At 59.8% G+C, this 16,821-nt stretch carries 15 protein-coding genes and 2 pseudogenes; 4 read left to right on the top strand and 13 right to left on the bottom strand.

The window, feature by feature from the left end; all coding sequences use genetic code 11:
* Positions 1-2 precede the first annotated feature (2 nt).
* From PR017_RS18355 to thiD, 3 genes are read left to right on the top strand one after another with little or no spacing between them, the layout of a single operon-like run.
* Positions 3-776 (top strand): thiazole synthase, encoded by a 774-nt coding sequence (locus PR017_RS18355; RefSeq protein ID WP_111218172.1) that lies wholly within the window; start codon positions 3-5, stop codon positions 774-776.
* Positions 773-1,396, top strand: a complete 624-nt coding sequence (locus tag PR017_RS18350) for a thiamine phosphate synthase (RefSeq protein ID WP_111218170.1) — start codon at positions 773-775, stop codon at positions 1,394-1,396. Before PR017_RS18355 ends, PR017_RS18350 begins: the two co-directional genes overlap by 4 nt.
* Positions 1,393-2,187 carry a bifunctional hydroxymethylpyrimidine kinase/phosphomethylpyrimidine kinase gene (thiD, locus tag PR017_RS18345; protein WP_111218168.1) on the top strand — a complete coding sequence of 265 codons (795 nt, stop codon included), beginning with the start codon at positions 1,393-1,395 and terminating at the stop codon, positions 2,185-2,187. Before PR017_RS18350 ends, thiD begins: the two co-directional genes overlap by 4 nt.
* 505 nt (positions 2,188-2,692) lie before the next feature.
* On the opposite strand, the gene PR017_RS18340 is transcribed toward thiD, so the two are convergent.
* The 11 genes and pseudogenes from PR017_RS18340 to PR017_RS28445 form a co-directional block, all read right to left on the bottom strand.
* Positions 2,693-4,192, bottom strand: coding sequence for an ABC transporter substrate-binding protein (locus PR017_RS18340; RefSeq protein ID WP_111218165.1), 1,500 nt, complete (start codon positions 4,190-4,192; stop codon positions 2,693-2,695).
* The gene (locus PR017_RS18335; protein ID WP_111218163.1) at positions 4,189-5,259 is read right to left on the bottom strand and encodes an ABC transporter ATP-binding protein; all 1,071 of its coding nucleotides are present in this window, start codon (positions 5,257-5,259) and stop codon (positions 4,189-4,191) included. Before PR017_RS18335 ends, PR017_RS18340 begins: the two co-directional genes overlap by 4 nt.
* Positions 5,256-6,218, bottom strand: coding sequence for an ABC transporter ATP-binding protein (locus PR017_RS18330; RefSeq protein WP_111218161.1), 963 nt, complete (start codon positions 6,216-6,218; stop codon positions 5,256-5,258). Before PR017_RS18330 ends, PR017_RS18335 begins: the two co-directional genes overlap by 4 nt.
* Positions 6,215-7,756, bottom strand: coding sequence for a gamma-glutamyltransferase family protein (locus PR017_RS18325; RefSeq protein ID WP_111218159.1), 1,542 nt, complete (start codon positions 7,754-7,756; stop codon positions 6,215-6,217). The genes PR017_RS18330 and PR017_RS18325 overlap by 4 nt, the downstream gene beginning before the upstream one ends.
* Complete coding sequence (locus PR017_RS18320) at positions 7,753-8,667, bottom strand: polysaccharide deacetylase family protein (RefSeq protein ID WP_111218157.1); 915 nt, start codon at positions 8,665-8,667, stop codon at positions 7,753-7,755. The genes PR017_RS18325 and PR017_RS18320 overlap by 4 nt, the downstream gene beginning before the upstream one ends.
* 14 nt (positions 8,668-8,681) lie before the next feature.
* Complete coding sequence (locus PR017_RS18315) at positions 8,682-9,473, bottom strand: SDR family NAD(P)-dependent oxidoreductase (RefSeq protein ID WP_111218155.1); 792 nt, start codon at positions 9,471-9,473, stop codon at positions 8,682-8,684.
* 4 nt (positions 9,474-9,477) lie between these two features.
* Positions 9,478-10,338, bottom strand: a complete 861-nt coding sequence (locus PR017_RS18310; RefSeq protein ID WP_111218153.1) for an ABC transporter permease — start codon at positions 10,336-10,338, stop codon at positions 9,478-9,480.
* Complete coding sequence (locus tag PR017_RS18305) at positions 10,335-11,264, bottom strand: ABC transporter permease (protein WP_111218151.1); 930 nt, start codon at positions 11,262-11,264, stop codon at positions 10,335-10,337. Before PR017_RS18305 ends, PR017_RS18310 begins: the two co-directional genes overlap by 4 nt.
* A 100-nt stretch (positions 11,265-11,364) precedes the next feature.
* Positions 11,365-12,861 (bottom strand): ABC transporter substrate-binding protein, encoded by a 1,497-nt coding sequence (locus PR017_RS18300; protein ID WP_111218149.1) that lies wholly within the window; start codon positions 12,859-12,861, stop codon positions 11,365-11,367.
* Positions 12,861-13,418, bottom strand: coding sequence for a hypothetical protein (locus PR017_RS18295; RefSeq protein WP_279619545.1), 558 nt, complete (start codon positions 13,416-13,418; stop codon positions 12,861-12,863). The genes PR017_RS18300 and PR017_RS18295 overlap by 1 nt, the downstream gene beginning before the upstream one ends.
* A 9-nt stretch (positions 13,419-13,427) precedes the next feature.
* Positions 13,428-13,649 (bottom strand): annotated as a pseudogene (locus PR017_RS28445) (GntR family transcriptional regulator); the annotation flags it as partial.
* Positions 13,650-14,586: 937 nt separating this feature from the next.
* Here PR017_RS28445 and PR017_RS18290 point away from each other — a divergent pair.
* Positions 14,587-15,168 (top strand): RBBP9/YdeN family alpha/beta hydrolase, encoded by a 582-nt coding sequence (locus PR017_RS18290; RefSeq protein WP_278332934.1) that lies wholly within the window; start codon positions 14,587-14,589, stop codon positions 15,166-15,168.
* A 31-nt stretch (positions 15,169-15,199) separates the two neighbouring features.
* On the opposite strand, the gene PR017_RS18285 is transcribed toward PR017_RS18290, so the two are convergent.
* On the bottom strand, positions 15,200-15,967 hold the full coding sequence (locus tag PR017_RS18285) for an ABC transporter ATP-binding protein (protein ID WP_278332933.1): 768 nt from the start codon (positions 15,965-15,967) through the stop codon (positions 15,200-15,202).
* A pseudogene (locus PR017_RS18280) lies at positions 15,967-16,813 on the bottom strand (ABC transporter permease). Before PR017_RS18280 ends, PR017_RS18285 begins: the two are co-directional and overlap by 1 nt.
* Positions 16,814-16,821 lie beyond the last annotated feature (8 nt).

Below are 16,821 nucleotides of genomic sequence, written 5' to 3'. Positions count from 1 at the left end.
CGATGCTGAAACTTTACGATACCGAACTGTCGTTGCGCCTGCTGCTCGGAACGGCGCGTTACCCGTCGCCGGCGGTGCTGGGCGAGGCGGTCAGGCGGTCGGGTGCCGAGATCGTCACCGTGTCGCTTCGCCGCGAGACCTCCGGCGGCAGGACCGGGGGCGCATTTTTCGAACTCATCCGTCAACTCGGGGTGCGTGTCCTGCCCAACACGGCCGGATGCCATAGTGCCTCGGAGGCCATTCTGACTGCCAGGATGGCAAGGGAGATCTTCGCGACAGACTGGATCAAGCTGGAAGTCATCGGCAATCACGACAGTCTGCAGCCTGACGTATTCGAGCTGGTCGAAGCCGCGCGGATCCTCAGCAGCGAGGGGTTTTGCGTCTTTCCCTACACCACGGACGATCTTGTCGTTGCGGAAAAACTGCTGGCTTCCGGTTGCCAGGTGCTGATGCCCTGGTGCGCGCCGATCGGTTCGGCGGCGGGTCCGCGCAATGCGTCGGCGCTCGTTGCCTTCAGGGCGGCCTTCCCCGCGATCCCGCTGATCATCGATGCCGGCCTCGGGCGGCCGTCGCATGCGGCTGTGGTCATGGAACTGGGTTACGACGCCGTTCTGCTCAACACCGCCGTCGCCATGGCCGGCGATCCGCCTGTCATGGCCGAGGCTTTTGCGAAAGCCGTCGATGCCGGCCGGCTTGCCTATCTGTCCGGCATGCTGGAGCCGCGTGACATGGCCGTTCCCTCGACACCCGTCATCGGCAAGGCGGTGTTTCAATGAGGTTCGATCCCTTCTACCTCCTCGTCGACAGTGCCGACTGGATCGAGCGCCTGGTGCCGCTCGGCGTGAAACTCGTGCAGTTGCGCGTCAAGGACAAGTCTGAGACCGAGCTGCGGCGGGAAATCCGGCGCGCAAGGATCTTGTGCCTAGCTCACGGATGCCAGCTTATCGTCAACGATTACTGGCAACTGGCGATCGACGAGGAATGCGACTTCGTCCATCTCGGACAGGAGGATCTTTTCGGGGCGGACCTTGCCGCCATTCGCGCGGCCGGCTTGAGGCTCGGGCTTTCCACCCACGATGTCGCCGAACTCGAGACGGCGCTTAGCGCTCGACCGGATTACGTCGCGCTTGGGCCCGTCTGGCCGACCATCCTCAAGAAGATGAAATGGCAACCACAGGGGATCGAGCGGGTTGCCGAGTGGAAGCGCCGGATCGGCGATCTTCCGCTGGTTGCCATCGGCGGCATCACTGCCGAACGGGGACCGCTGGTGCTGGAGCAGGGGGCGGCGTGCGCAGCTGTCGTTACCGACATCACCCTTCATGAAGACCCGGAAGGCCGAACCCGGCAATGGCTGGCAGCAACGGCACTGTGGAGACGTGCGGAAATCGAGAAATGACACTGATAGCCCTTACCATCGCCGGATCGGACAGCGGCGGCGGCGCCGGCATCCAGGCGGACCTCAAGACATTCTCCGCGCTCGGCGTTTACGGCGCAAGCGTACTGACCGCCGTCACGGCGCAGAACACGTTGGGCGTTTTTGCGATAGAGGATATTTCCGTTTCCATGGTCGCAGCACAGATGCAGGCAGTGCTGGACGACCTTCAGGTGAACGCGATCAAGATCGGCATGCTGGCGAGCTACGACATCATCCGGACCGTCGCTGAAGGCCTGCGGCATTTCGAAGGACCTGTCGTGCTCGATCCCGTCATGGTGGCAACGTCAGGTGACAGGTTGCTCCGCGACGATGCCGTGGCGGCACTGAAGCTTGCAATGATGCCGAGAGCCGATCTCATCACCCCGAACCTTTTCGAGGCCGCCATACTGACAGGCCTGCCGCTGGCGGAAACCCCTGAAGAGGTCTCTCGGCAGGCCCTGCAGCTGCAAAAAGAGAATGCCCGCGCGGTGCTGATCAAAGGCGGCCATGGCCAGGGTAGCGAATGCGTCGACACGCTGCTGACCACTGACGGGGCATTCCATGCCTTCAAATCACCGCGTCTGGAAACACCCAACAGTCACGGAACCGGCTGCACCCTGTCGGCAGCGATCGCCGCCCAGCTGGCGCACGGATTTGATCTTCCAACCTCGGTTGGAATGGCAAAAGACTACCTGCACGCGGCTCTGACGGCAGGTCAGGATTTGCGGATAGGCAAGGGACGCGGTCCGGTCCATCATTTCTATGCCCGTTGATTGGATAGCAGAGCCCTTGAACCGATAGAGTAGTTGATTCGCATCTATTTGAGATGTCCATTTAGCCGCTGCATACGAGCCGTAACTTATGGTTCCATAAAAATCAGCCTTACGCTTCAATCCTCTGACATTGTTGGAAAAAACCGTGCACACACTGAGTGGCCGCCGGTTCAAACCCATCAAGACCAATTAATACTAAATCAAATTGCCGACGCAAACGGTTCGCTCGCCCGGTCTAAAGGGCGACTATCCAGCGAAAACACTAGGCAATAATTGCTACCATCGGAAATGGTGCGACAAGCCGGCTTCAAGTCTCAGCTATTTCAGCACGAACGTCTTGGAAGCGGATATCAATCAAGACATAGATATGGTCATAGGGCCTGCATTTCTACTCAGATCTTTAAGGGTGTGCTGATAGCTAGATAGTAATGCGTCCGTTCAACTAATCGGCGTGGAAAGGGGCCTTTGGGCCCCAATCGAATTTGGTAGCGTTCTGGTGAGATAGTTAGTCACCCCAACTCATGCGATTGATAAAGAAGCTTTCGTTGGGCGTCGGCTTGAAATTCAAGGGCTTTGCTGCGCCGTAGATCGCCACCATTCGGTAAAGCGGCACAGTGGGGATGTCCTTGGCGATCCAGTCCGAGACTTTTTGGTAATCGGCCAGGCGGAGCTTGTCGTCTGAGGAAGCGCCGGCTTCGTCTAGCAGCCTGTCGATTTCCGGCTTTGCCGCAATTGTCCAGCTGCTGCCGGAGCGGAACAATGATGATAGGGCGCCGTCGGCGTCCTGGCAAGCGCAGGAGGACGTGCTGATGGCAAGGGTGGGGCCATCAGCCGGCCCCTTTTGGATAAGCTGCAGGAAGGTGGGGGTGTCCACCTGAACTATATCGACATCGAAACCTACGTCCTGCAATTCCTGCAGCACAGCTTCTGCAACGCGCTGGTCGAAGAACGCTCCAGTCGTCAGGTGGAATTTTGGTGGTTTGCCGGCCGCGGCGATCAGCGCCTTGCCCTTGTCTGGATCGTATTCAAGGCCCTTAACATTATCGCTCCAGCCGAAATGCGCCGGTGTCACCATCTGAGCAAGCGGCTTGTCGAGGCCGCCGAGAATACCTTGTGTTATGCCGTCCTTGTCGATGGCATAGACCAGCGCCTGACGCAGCGCTGGATTGTCGAAGGGCGGCTTTGCTGAATTGATGCGGATATAGGAGAGGCGCTCAGTAAGTACAGGCATCGCCTTCACATTGGCTGCGCCGTCCAACTGCGCCGCCTCGTCGGACGTCAGGGCGCGCGCGAAATCGACTGTGCCGGACTGAAGGTCTGCGAGCCGGGTCGACGCATCCGGCACGGCGCGGAAAATCGCCTGCGGGAAGGGAGCTTTCGTGCCCCAGTAGCTGTCATTGCGATCCAATGTCACGGCGACACCGCGGTCCCATTTAACGAATTTGTAGGGACCGCTGCCGACCGGCGCCAAGTTAAAGGCAGCGTTGCCGATCGCCTCGACGACATGCTTCGGGACGATCGAGAGTTTTGTCAGCTGCGCCAGGAGTGCTGGGTACGGGCTGGCAAGGCTCAACGTCACCTCGTGCTCACCGGTCGCTTCAGCCTTCGCGATCTTGTTGAATTGGCTGATCTGAGGGCTTGCAAGTTTTGGGTCGATGATACGATTGACGCTGAAAGCGACGTCGGTCGCCGTCAGGGGCGTGCCGTCGTGGAAAGTGATGCCGTCGCGCAGCGTAAAGACGAGCTGCTTGTCGGAAACCTGCTTCCACGCGGTTGCTACCTCGCCGACGATGGCGCCGGCATTGTCGCGCGTCACCAGATTGTCGAAGATGTTGCGATAGACGAAATAGCTGTCAGGATTCCACTGCAGTTGCGGATCGAGGGTCGACGGTTCGTTGACAAGATCGACGACGAACCTCTGCTTGTCGACAGCTCGCGCGGCATTGGCCGCTGGCAGCAAAACTAGTAGGCTCGCGCCGACGACGAGCAGTTTGCGTAAGGTCATGACGAGCTCCTGTTAAAGTCGCTTTTGGCGTTATATGCCGATGGCGAATTGTGTTGGTCCTTGGATGGATGGCTTGCGAACTGCTTGGCCGGGGCATTGATGTGACAGGCGGCGGTTTGGCCGCTGTCGCCCACCGGCACGAGTCCAGGCGAAATTGCATGGCAGATGGGCTCTGCAATCGGGCAGCGCGTCGAAAAGCGGCAGCCTTTAGGCGGACTGGCCGGGCTTGGTAGATCGCCATGGAGGAGGACGCGCTGCCGTCGACGTTGGGCAATAGGATCCGGCAGTGGCACGGCGCTCAGCAACGCCTGGGTATAGGGGTGAATAGGCTCGGCAAAGACGTCCCGTGTCGCGCCTGTCTCGGCAATACGGCCGAGATACATGACGGCCACCCGGTCGGCAAAATGCCGGACCACTGACAGATCATGGGAAATGAACAGGTAGGAAAGCCCCAGTCGCCCCTGCAGTTCAAGCAGCAGGTTGAGGATCTGCGAGCGGATCGACACGTCGAGCGCCGACACCGGTTCGTCGAGGATCAGCAGTTTTGGCTGCAGCGCGATCGCCCGAGCGATTACGATACGCTGCCGCTGGCCGCCGGAAAAAGCATTCGGCTTGCGCTTTGCATCGGTCAGGTTGAGGCCGACCAACTCCAATAGCTCGTACACACGGTCGGCCCGCTCGCGTGGACTGCCGATGCCATGAATGTCAAGCGGCTCTGCTATGCTGCGGCCGATCGCCATGCGCGGGTTGAGCGCCGACACCGGATCTTGAAAGACGATCTGGATGTCGCGAGAGCGCTCGGCACGCCTGCGCGCTGTGTCGTCGTTCAGGTCGCTGCCGTCAAATACGATCCGGCCGGAGCTGCGCTGCTGCATGCCGAGAATGGCGGCCCCCAGTGTCGACTTGCCGCAACCGGACTCGCCGACTAGCGCTAGGCTTTCGCCTTCAGCTATATCCAGGTCGACGCCATCGACCGCCTTCAGCCAGCCTGTCGGACGCCCGAGCCAATCGGCCGCAAGCGGGAAATGCACATGTAGGTCGCGGACTGACAGAAGTGCTTTGCTCATGCCAGCCCTCCTACTCGATCTTGATGCCAGCAGGCGGCTAGCCGGCCGAGACCAGCTGGAGCGAGCGGCGGATCCTCTCGACAGTCATCATCGGCGAGCGGGCAGCGGGTAGAAAATCGGCAGCCCACCGGCCAGTCGCCTATACGCGGCACTGTGCCGCGAATGGTCGGCAGCAATGTCTTGGCCTCACCATCAAGGCGCGGGATAGTCGAAAGCAGTAACTTGGTGTATGGGTGCGCCTGCCACGCAAAAATGTCGTCGACGGGCGCCGTTTCGACGACGCGGCCCGCATACATCACCGCCACCTGGTCGGCGATGTCGGCGACCACGCCCATGTCATGGGTGATGAGCAGGATTGCTGTGTTGGTCTCGTCCCGCAGGCGCTTCATCAATTCAAGGATCTGCGCCTGAATGGTTACATCGAGCGCCGTCGTTGGTTCGTCGGCGATCAGCAGCTTGGGGCGCGTGATCAGCGCCATGGCAATCATGGCACGCTGGCACATGCCGCCGGAGAGCTCGAAGGGATACTGCCTATAGCGGATCTCAGGTTCCGGGATGCCGACATCGGACAGCATGGCGATCGTCTGGCGCTTGGCCTCACGGCGCGTGAGGCGGCGGTGGACGATGAGGCATTCGGCGATCTGCCAACCGATTGGCATCAGAGGATTGAGAGAGGCAACCGGCTCTTGGAAAATCATCGCCATGTTGGTGCCACGTAGACCACTGCGCCTCCCTTTCCCGATGGGTTCCCCGCCGAGCCAGATGTTGCCACCTTCCTGGCGAGCCACTTGCGGCAAAAGACCCATGACTGCGAAAGCCGTCATTGACTTGCCGCAACCGGATTCGCCCACCAGCGTGACGATCTCCCCCGCCTCGACCGAGAAATCCACACCGTCGACCACGGGACGGCCGTCAATCGTAACACGCAGCCCATCGACGCTAAGGACCGGCGGAGTCATGGCATCCTCCCCTCGCGGGCTGCAGCCCAGGGGTTTTTCGGATGGCCCATGCCGCTGTTTAAGCCATTCTTCCGCATAACAGCGGACGGCACTGCGAAGTTGACCGGATAGAGTGCGTCATCGATGATCTCAACCTCGAAGCTCTTGGCGAGATAGGTCGCCACATCGCCTGCTGCAGCGCTATTGACGCGCACCTTCGTTCCACTGGTATCGATGCGGGTGACGCTGAAGGCCTCTTCGAGCGAGAGGCCGAAGGCGGCAACATAGGCGAGGATCTGTGTCACGGCCGGGACGATTTGTCGTCCGCCGGCTGCCCCCAGCGCGATCTCCGGCCGTCCATCCCTCGTGCCAATGATCGGGCTCATGTTTGCCAGCGGCCGACTGCCGGCGGCGATCGAATTGGGGTGGCCCGGGCGGGGATCGAACCACATCAATCCATTGTTGAGCGCAAATCCGAGCTCCGGCACGACCACCTTCGAGCCGAAGCGCGAAAGCAGTGTGTTGGTCAGCGAAACCATGGTGCCCTCGGCGTCGACAACGCTGATATGGCTGGTGCAGCTTTCACCGTTGGCATGCCCCAGATTCCTGAGCCGATACTCTGTCGCCCGCCGCAGAGCGCCCGCGAAGGCTGCTGCGTTCCGACCGCCGGTTGGATCGCCATCACTCAGCGTGTCGCTCAGCTCGGCTAATGCTGCGCATAAAGTGGGACCGCCAGACAGGCCAGGCACCGCGTTGACCGTAAGGCCGGCGAAAGGTTGTATCAGGGGTCTCAGCCAGCGGGGCGCATAGGCTTGGAGATCCCGCTTGGAAAGTGGTGAGCCGCCGGCATTGAGGGCGCTCACCATCCTGTCGGCTATCTCGCCCTCATAGAAGTCTGTAGCTCCGGAATATGCCAGCCGCTCCAGTGTGAGCGCCTTGGCTGCCATCGGCAAGAAAGTCGTTCGGCCGCCTTCCGGCACGCGCGGCGCGCGGCCATCACGCAAGAACAGCGCTGCGGCCCCCTCGAACTGCGCCAGGTTGCTGCCGTCAATTGCCAACGCAAGAGCGGCATACCAGTCCAGCTTCAAGCCGCGATGCGCCTGGTCAATTGCCGGCGCCAGTGCCTCTGCAAAGGTAAGCGTGCCGAAGCGCTCCAGCGCCTCGGCAAAGCCAGCTATGGCGCCCGGCACGCAGATCGAGCCGTAGCCGATCAGGTTGCGGTCGCCCTCTACCGACGGCCAGTCGAACCAGTCGCCGTCGCGGCCCTTTACCAACGGGTAGTCCCTCGGATCGAGGGCTGCAGGCGAGATCACGTTGAAGTCGAGCACATCGATTGCGCCGGTTGTATCGCCACGCAACAGGAAGCCCCCACCACCAATGCCGGACAGCCATGGTTCGACGACGCTGAGCACCAGCGCCGTGGTGATGGCGGCATCGATGGCATTGCCGCCAGCCGAAAGCACGGCGGCACCTGCTTCCGCCGCGACATAGTTCTGGCATGCCACGATGCCGCCCGTGCCGCGCGTTTCGCGTTTGCCGATCTGCCAGGTTTCATTCATGAGGTTTGTCCAAAGCGTCGCGTTTCAATCGATGCCGGAATATTGGCATCAACGGCGAAGCGACCAAGATTGCCCGAGCCCGCGTGATGCTTGGCTATTTCCCCGCCGGTAGCGATCCACGCCGTCGGCGCGGCCACGATGGTATCAAGCAGCTTCTCCAACATGTCGATGCGCTGCGCGCGGCCGGAAATCCAGTCATGGATTGTCAGCGTGAATAGGCTGCCGAAACGGTGCAGCCCCTGCCATTCGGCTATCCAGTCGGCCAAAACCGCAGCGCTTGAGGTAGGTGCCCAGCGTTCGTTGCCGCTGTTTTCAAATTTATAGAAGATTGCATCGTCGAGTGCCCATTGCACTGGAATTTCGACGATGCCGTCGATCTCGTAGGGATGGTCAAACCCCATCAGCGACGAATCATAGGCAAGACCGGCGCGATTTACCTCGGCGAGCATATGCGGCGTCATCTCCCAGGCTGGCGAGCGAAAGCCTAGCGGCTTTTTGCCGGTCTGGGCGACGAACAGCTCGAGGCTGGCACCCAACGCTGCGGAGAACTCGTCGTCGGCGATATCCTTGACGAGCTCGTGAAAGTAACCGTGTAGGCCGATTTCGTGGCCGGCCTGGAGCAGCGCTGGCAGCAGGTCCGGATCGAATTCGGCAACAATGGCCGGGACAAAGAAGCTGGCTCTTATTCCCTTGCCGGCAAACAGGTCGAGAATACGGCCAATTCCGGTACGCAATCCGAAGCGGCGGATTTCAAGTCGGGAAAGACGATCCGGCACTGCCTCGCGATGTTCCCACAGGAAGGGCGCGATGGCATCGACATCAACGCTGATCAAAGCCGCGCTCTGCTTGCCCTCAGGCCATTGATAAGGAGGGAAGGGCACGTAGGCACCAGTTTTACCGTCTTCCGTCATGTCCAGGTCCCCGTCTACAGTGCCGTTTTTTTGGTCTGAAAAACGGCAAGCGATCCGAGCGAATTGCCCCCGTCGACCGTAAGCGTTGAGCCGGTGACGTAGCTCGCGGCATCCGAGGCGAGATAGAGGACGGCCGTTGCCGCATCTTCTGGCGCCGAGACACGGCCGAGGGGAATAGTGCTGAGCACGGTGTCGATATGCTCCTGGGTGAGGTGGCTGACATCGCTGCCTGGGGCAAATCCCGGCTCGACGATGTTAACGCGGATGCCGAACTCAGCGAGTTCAATGGCAAATCCCTTGTTCAGACGGTCGAGCGCCGTCTTGGAGGTGCAATAGGGCACGACGGTCTTGCGCATCTTGCGCGACGCCCCGGAGGAGATGTTAATGATCGAGCCTTTGACGTCGTTGTCGATCATCTGGCGAGCGACCCCTTGTGACAGGATGAAAGGCGCGCGGACATTGACATCGAACACCCGGTCCCAGTCCTCTATACTAATGTCGAGCAAGAAGCCGGATGGGTAGATGCCGGCATTGTTGACCAGCACATCGGCTGTCCCCCAGCTCTCGGCAACGAAAGCCAGCAGCGCCTTGAGGTCTGCGTCCGAGGTGAGGTCGGCCGTCTTCTGAAGATGCGGTCCGCCGCTCAGCTTCGAAGCCGCAGCGGCCAGCCGTGGCGTATCGGCATCGGTGACCAACAGCGTTGCGCCAGCTGCTGCGAAGGCCTCGGCGATCCAGCCGCCGAAGATGCCGGCCGCACCGGTGACGATGACGCGCTTGCCTTTGTAATCTTGCGAAAAATCAACCATGTGCTCACTGACTCCGTGGATCGAGGCGGTCCCTCAGGTAATCGCCGATGAAATTGACAGACAGGACGAGAAGAAAAAGCGCGAAGCCTGGCATGACCGACAGCCACCATGCATTGGCGACGTAGTTGCGACCGACCGAGAGCATAGCGCCCCAGCTGGCGGTCGGTGGCTGCACTCCAAGGCCGAGAAAGGACAGCCCGGCCTCGAACAACACCATCAATCCGAACTCGAGCGTAGCGACAACGATGAGCGCGCCGGCAATGTTCGGCAGCACATGCCGCCAAAGCACGCGCAGCCAGCCTGCCCCCATGAACCGCGACAGGCGCAGGTAGGGCATCGTGACTATCGACAGCGTCTGGCCATAGGCGACACGGGCGTAGCGCGGCCAGCGCGTAAGCGCCAGGATGAGTACGACATTGAAAAGTCCCGGCCCGAGGATCGCCACGGTGATAATCGCAAGCAGGATTGCCGGTACCGACAGCACGATATCGACCAGGCGCATGATCAGGGTTTCGGTCCAGCCGCGGTAGAAGGCCGCCAGCATGCCCAGGGCGCAGCCGAAGATGCCGGACAAGACGACGGAGGCGATGGCCACCAGAAGCGAGACGCGGGCGCCGTAGATGAGACGGCTCAGCGTATCACGGCCGAGCTCGTCAGAGCCAAGCAGATAGAGTGTCTTGCGGGCCAGTGTTCCCGGCGGCTTCAATCGCCCGAGCAGGTTCTGCGCATAGGGATCGTAGGGGGCAATGAGCGGAGCGAAGACGGCAACGGCGACGATCGACAGCAAAACGGCCGCCGAGAGCAGGACACCGACCGGCACGCCTGCAACCATGCCGGCCTTCCACCGTACCAGCGCGACGCTCATGGCCGTCTCCCGGACAATCGGATGCGCGGATCGATGACGCTGTAGAGAAAGTCCGCGACAAGGTTCAGCAGGATGGCGGCAGCCGCGCCGATCACCACGATCCCCTGCACGATGGAGAAATCACGAGCGCTGACTGCCTGGATGGTGAGTTGTCCCAGGCCCGGCCAGGCGAAGACCGTTTCGATTATGATGGCGCCTGTAAGCAGGTTGGCGATCTCCAAGGCCGAGATGGTCACGATTGGCACCGCCGCATTGCGCAAGATATGGTGCAAGACAATGCGGCCCGTCGACAGGCCCTTGGCATAACCGGTCCGGATGTAGTCCTTGCCAAGCTCATCGAGCACGGCGGTGCGTGACACGCGGGCAAAAGTTGCCATCGACAGGAAACCGAGCGCAAAGGAGGGCATTATCAGGCTCGAGAGACCGCTGGCGCCCGATGGTGGCAGCCAGCGCAACCAAACCCCAAATACCATGATCAACAGGATCGACGTCCAGAAGGTTGGCATCGACTGTCCGATCAAGACGACGCCCATCAGCCAGCGCGACAAAAAGGAGGTTCGGTTGACGGCGATCAGGACACCGATTGGCACGCCAAGGCCAACGGCAACCGCCAATGCCCCGGCAGCCAGTTCCATCGTATAGGGAATACGGCTGGCGAGGATATCGTTGACCGGTAGGTTCTGGACATAGGAGCGGCCGAGGTCTAGGCGGGCGAGGCCACCGAGAAAATGCAGATACTGCAGATAAAGCGGCTGATCGAAACCGAGGGCCGTGCGCATTACGTCAATATCCGCCTGGGTCGCGCCCTGCGGTACCAGCAGCAGGACGGGATCGCCTGTCAACCGCTGCAGGAAAAAGATGAGCGTCACGACGCCAAGCAGTGCGATGATCGCTTGGAAAAGTCGCTTGGCAATAAAACTTGGCACTTTTTCCTCGCTCTCCGGTGGACCGGCTTTGCTTCTGGTCGGCTAATGCAGGGAACAGCAACACTTATGTTTTGCGCGGCATCTTCGCAGCAGCGACGCCTCAATCCCGCCAGCTGGCGCGATTGAGGAAGAAGCTTTCGTTGGCAGTCGGCTGCCAATTCAGTTTGGCGGAGGCACCGTAAAGAACAGCCGCCTGGTAAAGTGGCAGGACCGGGACGTCGCTGGCAACTGAGGTTGCCACATGACGGTAGGCATCGATGCGCTTGGAGGCGTCCAGGGTGTTGCGGGCTTCCGTCAGCCACGCGTCGATCTGCGGATTCGACAGTGCCGAGAAGGAGCTCGAACTATGCAGCAGCGGGAAGGATATGCCGTCAGCATCCTGGCAGGCGCAGGACCACCGACCGAAGGAGATTGCCGGCTGCTTCGGCTTGTCACTCTGGATTCGCTGAAGATAGGTTGCGAAATCGACGGTCTCAATGTTGACGTTGAAGCCGACATCGCCAAGCTGCTGCACCAGCGCTTCGACGATACGCTGGTCGAAAGTGGGCGACGTCAAAAAGGCTATCGGCTGCTTTGCCTTTTCGCCTGCCTTCTCAACCAGTGCCTTTGCCTTGTCCGTGTCGAAAGACAACCCGACAATCCCATCGACATAGCCCGCATACTCGGGTGAGGCAAGTTGCGACACCGGCTTGTCGAAACCGCCCAGAAGGCCCTCAATGAGCGAGCTTCTGTCGACCGCGTAGGCGACGGCACGGCGCAGGTTGGCGTCGTCAAAGGGAGGCCGCGAAGGATTGAGCTTGAGATAGGCGATGCGCTCGGTAACCGCCGTGAGCACTTTGGCGCCACTCGAAGGATCGATCTGGGCAGCGAGATCGGGATTGAGCGTGACCGCCAGATCGGCGGTACCAGCTTTCAGGTTGGCCACGCGTGTCGACGCATCGGGAACGGCGCGAAATTCCGCTGTCTTGAAGTATCCCTTTTTGCCCCAGTAGCTGTCGTTGCGCACGAGTGAGACAGCGACGCCGCGTTGCCATGCACCAAAACTGTAAGGTCCGGAGCCCACAGGCTGAAGGTTGAAAGCATCATTCCCGACAGCTTCGATGACATGTTTCGGTACGATCGAAAGCTTGACGAGCTGCGCCAGCAAAACGGGATAGGGGCCGTCGGTCTTCAGTGTCACTTCGTTGGGGCCGGTGACAGTGGCCGAGACTATCTTGTTGAACTGACTGAGCTGGGGACTGGCGAATTTCCTGTCAATGATCCGGTTGACGCTGAAGGCCACATCCTCCGGCGTCAGCCGGGTGCCGTCCTGAAAGGTGACGTCGCTCCGAAGGGTAAAGGCTATATCGGTGTCGGATTTGTAGTTCCAGGCCGTTGCGATGGACGGCGTGATCTTGCCGTCGTCGTCACGCGTTACGAGTTGATCGAAAATATTGCGGTAGACGAAATAACTATCGGGGTTCCATTGCTTCTGCGGATCCAGCGACGACGGTTCGCTGACAAGATCGACGACAATTCCGTCCTTCGCGACGGCGGTGAGGGGCAGGGCGGTCGTGGCAAACAGCAACAAACACGCGAATGAAATCGGAATACGCATTATGTCGTCCTCTTAGAAGATCGTTCACGGCGAGTGGGTTGCGGCAGGAGCGCCGTCTTCGCGCGGGCTGCCCTCGGTGCGGGCGGAGCGGCCTCAGGTGCAACCAGTTCAGACGAAAGCAGGCTGGATTGGGAAAATCGGGCGAACGCCATGCAGGCTTCCTCCAGGTTGGCGGCTGCTTCTTCATCATTCGCCAGTGCCTTGGCCTCGATGAACGGCGTCCAGTCGAAACACGGCGCTGCTCCGGCGCCGGTTCTTTCGAAATAATTCAAATAGCGCTCTGACCTGTCCCAGAGATTTGCGAGCCAGCCGGCGATAAGCGGGGCCTTCAGTTTCGTCGCCAGCATGTCGCGGATTTGCCGATCGTAGCTGCGATGCAGCGATCCATAGCCTGAAGGCGTACTGGTAGGCACTGAGCGCAGTGCCGCCTGCATGTCGCAGATCGTTCGCATGGCGGTAAGATCGGCAGCAGACAGTGGTGCGTCCACAAGCAGGCTTTCCAACCGCCCTCTCGCCAGGATGATCTCGCGCAGTCCAACGGCGGAAATAGCGGACACTTTCCAGCCGCTGCGCGGCTGCGAGAGGACAAACCCCCCCTGCGCCAGTCGGCTGAGCGCGGCTCTAACGATACCGCGCCCTGTCACATACTCCCGGCAAAGGCCTACTTCGGAAAGCCGGGCGCCAGGCCCTAGAACTCCCGATATGATTGCCAAGCGCAACCTGGCCTCAGTAACGGCGACCGCGTCTGGTTCATTGTGGCCGAGAAAGGGGCTTTGAGTATCGAGCATGGCTAAAACTAACATCTCAGTTTATGAATGTAAGGTGTCAGTTTCTCCGATATGGGGGATATTGCAACCGCTTTTTCATAATCCTCTCCATTCCCAGCAAAGTGAACCCGAATTCGGAACGCTTCGGTTCCCAAGATTGTAATCGCTCCTGGCGCCGTCAGACGCGCAGCTCTCCCCGTAGCCCGAATGCTTCTGCTGGGGTTACACGGAGCGGTTGAATGGCTGATGCGCGGCTTTACCCCGTCAAGCGTCGGCTTCGGACATCTAATCGAGTGAGGATGAACACATTTTATCGGCGAATACCGCCCATCGTACTGCTCACCACCGCAGCGTACGGAGCGGTTGCGCCGAAAACAGTAGCCGCGGGCGAATTTTTCGGGCTGCGGTTCAAGGTTAGGCGTCCATTTCTTTAAACTATTCTTTTGATCTACAATATTTGTACATGACCGCTGAGGTGGCTGTGTTTCACAAACTCCCGGAAAGTCGCCGATATCTCGTCCACGCTTGAATAGTTCAATTGCTCAATAGACAGATGAAGATCAGCATGAAGCCAACACTTTTCGGAAATTTGACATTGCGTCTAAGCACGCTTTTCGCGGGTGGCCAGCAGAAGAAATTGCGCGGTCCCGGGGTCTTTCGACAGCACGAGCGCAAGCTCCCGACCAGTGAATACGAGATGTACTATTGGGGATTCAGTCCTGCACCGTGGTATTAAGGCCGAGAGATGAGCTACGCGGTTGGATACTCCGGGGAATTACAGCTCCTTCGGCCGATCGATCTCATGCACAGCTTAACGCGCTGCGCTGAGGCGGGGACGGTCGTCTTCGCATTCCTATTCCTGTTCACATTTGTCGCGGGACTGGTCTGAGGAAAACTCAATGAGCCGGACTCGGGAATGGTTTGCATCCGAGATGCAGCCTGAGGGAGGACTTAGATCATGACCGCGGTCCTTATCTTGCCGGGGCTATTCGGATCCGACGAGGCTCACTGGCAGCAGTTCTGGTTGCGGGACCAGCCCGACAGCATATGCGTCGTTCAGAATGATTTCGACAATCCAAGGCTCAGTGATTGGATGCCGCGTTTGGAAGAGACACTCGATGCCGTCGGCGAGGCCTATATCGTTGCCCACAGCCTCGGCTGCCTGCTCGCCGCTAACCTCGCAGGGACAGCTGCCGCCAGACAGGTCAAGGCCGCGCTGCTCGTCGCGCCCTGTGATCTACAGCCGACACACACTCTTCACCCAGGGAAAGTCGTCTTTGGTGACATGCCGATGGGGCAATTGCCGTTTCCCGCTAAAGTCGTGGGTAGCCTCAGCGACCGCTACATGTCGCTCGACTGCCTGACGCTGGTCGCCCGTTGCTGGGGAGCAGAGATAAAGAATATCGGTAACGCCGGACACATCAACACGGCCAGCGGCTTTGGTCGATGGAGCGGCGGTTATCAGCTGCTTGAAGGTATGAAGTCACGCACCCGCCGTCGCAGGTCAGTGGCCGAACTGCCGATGTGCCCGGTTCGGTGACGTCGGCGACGTCTGACTGGTAACACACTGATCACGATCGACTTGCGGTCATCTGACACGCTGCAGATGATTGTAACGACATATTCAGAAGCGCCAGAATTTTGCGTCTTTTAGCTTCAAAGGCGGGGGCTGTCCTGTCTCGCTTTCTTGGCAGCTGGATCGCAACCTCATCGAGTATCTGACCAGGACGTGGGCGCATGACAACGACCCGGTCTGCCAACGCTACTGCCTTCTCGATCTCGTGAGTAACGAGGATCAGCGTCGGCCGCGTATCATCCCAGAGATCGAGAAGATGGTCTTGCAGATCTACACGGGTAAATGCATCCAAGGCCGAAAACGGCTCATCGAGAAGCAGGACTTTTGGGCGGGTCACCAAGGCACGCGCAATCGCCACACGTTGCGCTTGACCACCCGAAAGCTCCTTCGGCCACCGCGCCGCATAGGATGAGAGGCCGACCTTCTCCAGCGCCCCATTCACAAGGCCAACCCGGTTGATAGCGGTTTGTTTCGGCAATCCAAAGCCCACATTGCCCGCCACCGTCAACCACGGCAGCAGCCTCGGCTCCTGGAAAATGAGATTGATGCGTGGGTGCGGTTCCAAAATGGTTTCTGCACCTAGCATCACACGGCCGCGGCTTTGGTGATCAAGGCCGCTAACGAGACGCAGCAGCGTACTCTTGCCGCAGCCGGAGCCGCCGATCACGGCGACGATCTCGCCGGGTCCCACCCGAAGTGAAACCCCCTCAAGAGCGTGCATGCCGCCGGCGAATGTTTTTGAGAGACCCTGCAACGACAACATCAGCTCTGCCCCCGGTTGAAAGTGTCCTGCCAGCGAAGCAAAGGGGCGGTGGCCAAGACCAGCAAGCTGTCGGTTGCTTTGCCGATAATTGCAAAACAGACGATGGCCGCCATGATCTGCGCCGGTTTCCCCAATTGCTGGCCGTCGACGAGCAGGTAGCCAAGTCCTTCGGAAGCGCCCATGAACTCTGCGGCGACAACGAACATCCAGCCAAGTCCAAGACCAGCCCGCAAAGCAATGATGTAGGCAGGAAACACCGCTGGCAGCAAAATGCGCCGGACCATCGCAAAACCTGACAGCCGAAAGATGCGGCCGACTTCGACGATCTTGCGATCGACCGACTGCAGCGCGCCGGAAAAGCCGAGATAGACAGGAAAGAACACGCCGACGGCAATCAGCGCGATTTTTGATGTCTCGAAGATACCGAGCCAAAGGATGAACAAGGGCACTCAAGCGACTGAGGGGATGGGCCCTTAACGCCTGCAGGGTCGGATCGAGCAACTGGCGAGCCAGTGGAATATAGCCCGTCAGCGCGCCGGCGATGGTGCCGGCCACGGTTCCGATACAGAATCCGAGCAGAACGCGAAGCGTCGTGATCCACACATGTGTCAGCAACTCGCCACTCTGCAACAGTGCCCAGAGTGTATTCATCACCATCGACGGCGGCGGCATCAACCGTCCACCCATCCAGCCGAGATCGACAGCCACTTCCCAGAAAATGAGTAGACCAGCGGGAATGATAATTGTCTTGGCAAGGCGCACGAAAAACTTCGATAGCGCCCGTCGGTTGCGGGCGCTCGCGGTTTGCTTATCGACAGTCTGCCTGACTTCGGCTACATCCGTCATGGAGTGAA

It is taken from the genome of Rhizobium tumorigenes (assembly GCF_003240565.2).
GTDB classification, from domain to species: domain Bacteria; phylum Pseudomonadota; class Alphaproteobacteria; order Rhizobiales; family Rhizobiaceae; genus Rhizobium; species Rhizobium tumorigenes.
Note: the sequence above shows the minus strand (reverse complement) of the source record. Positions and strands in the feature narration are given on the sequence as shown.

Excerpts from the sequence above, each read along its gene's own strand:
- PR017_RS18355 (WP_111218172.1), top strand. The coding sequence starts at position 3 with ATGCTGAAACTTTACGATACCGAACTGTCGTTGCGCCTGCTGCTCGGA.
- PR017_RS18350 (WP_111218170.1), top strand. The coding sequence starts at position 773 with ATGAGGTTCGATCCCTTCTACCTCCTCGTCGACAGTGCCGACTGGATC.
- thiD (WP_111218168.1), top strand. The coding sequence starts at position 1,393 with ATGACACTGATAGCCCTTACCATCGCCGGATCGGACAGCGGCGGCGGC.
- PR017_RS18340 (WP_111218165.1), bottom strand. The coding sequence starts at position 4,192 with ATGACCTTACGCAAACTGCTCGTCGTCGGCGCGAGCCTACTAGTTTTG.
- PR017_RS18335 (WP_111218163.1), bottom strand. The coding sequence starts at position 5,259 with ATGAGCAAAGCACTTCTGTCAGTCCGCGACCTACATGTGCATTTCCCG.
- PR017_RS18330 (WP_111218161.1), bottom strand. The coding sequence starts at position 6,218 with ATGACTCCGCCGGTCCTTAGCGTCGATGGGCTGCGTGTTACGATTGAC.
- PR017_RS18325 (WP_111218159.1), bottom strand. The coding sequence starts at position 7,756 with ATGAATGAAACCTGGCAGATCGGCAAACGCGAAACGCGCGGCACGGGC.
- PR017_RS18320 (WP_111218157.1), bottom strand. The coding sequence starts at position 8,667 with ATGACGGAAGACGGTAAAACTGGTGCCTACGTGCCCTTCCCTCCTTAT.
- PR017_RS18315 (WP_111218155.1), bottom strand. The coding sequence starts at position 9,473 with ATGGTTGATTTTTCGCAAGATTACAAAGGCAAGCGCGTCATCGTCACC.
- PR017_RS18310 (WP_111218153.1), bottom strand. The coding sequence starts at position 10,338 with ATGAGCGTCGCGCTGGTACGGTGGAAGGCCGGCATGGTTGCAGGCGTG.
- PR017_RS18300 (WP_111218149.1), bottom strand. The coding sequence starts at position 12,861 with ATGCGTATTCCGATTTCATTCGCGTGTTTGTTGCTGTTTGCCACGACC.
- PR017_RS18290 (WP_278332934.1), top strand. The coding sequence starts at position 14,587 with ATGACCGCGGTCCTTATCTTGCCGGGGCTATTCGGATCCGACGAGGCT.
- PR017_RS18285 (WP_278332933.1), bottom strand. The coding sequence starts at position 15,967 with ATGTTGTCGTTGCAGGGTCTCTCAAAAACATTCGCCGGCGGCATGCAC.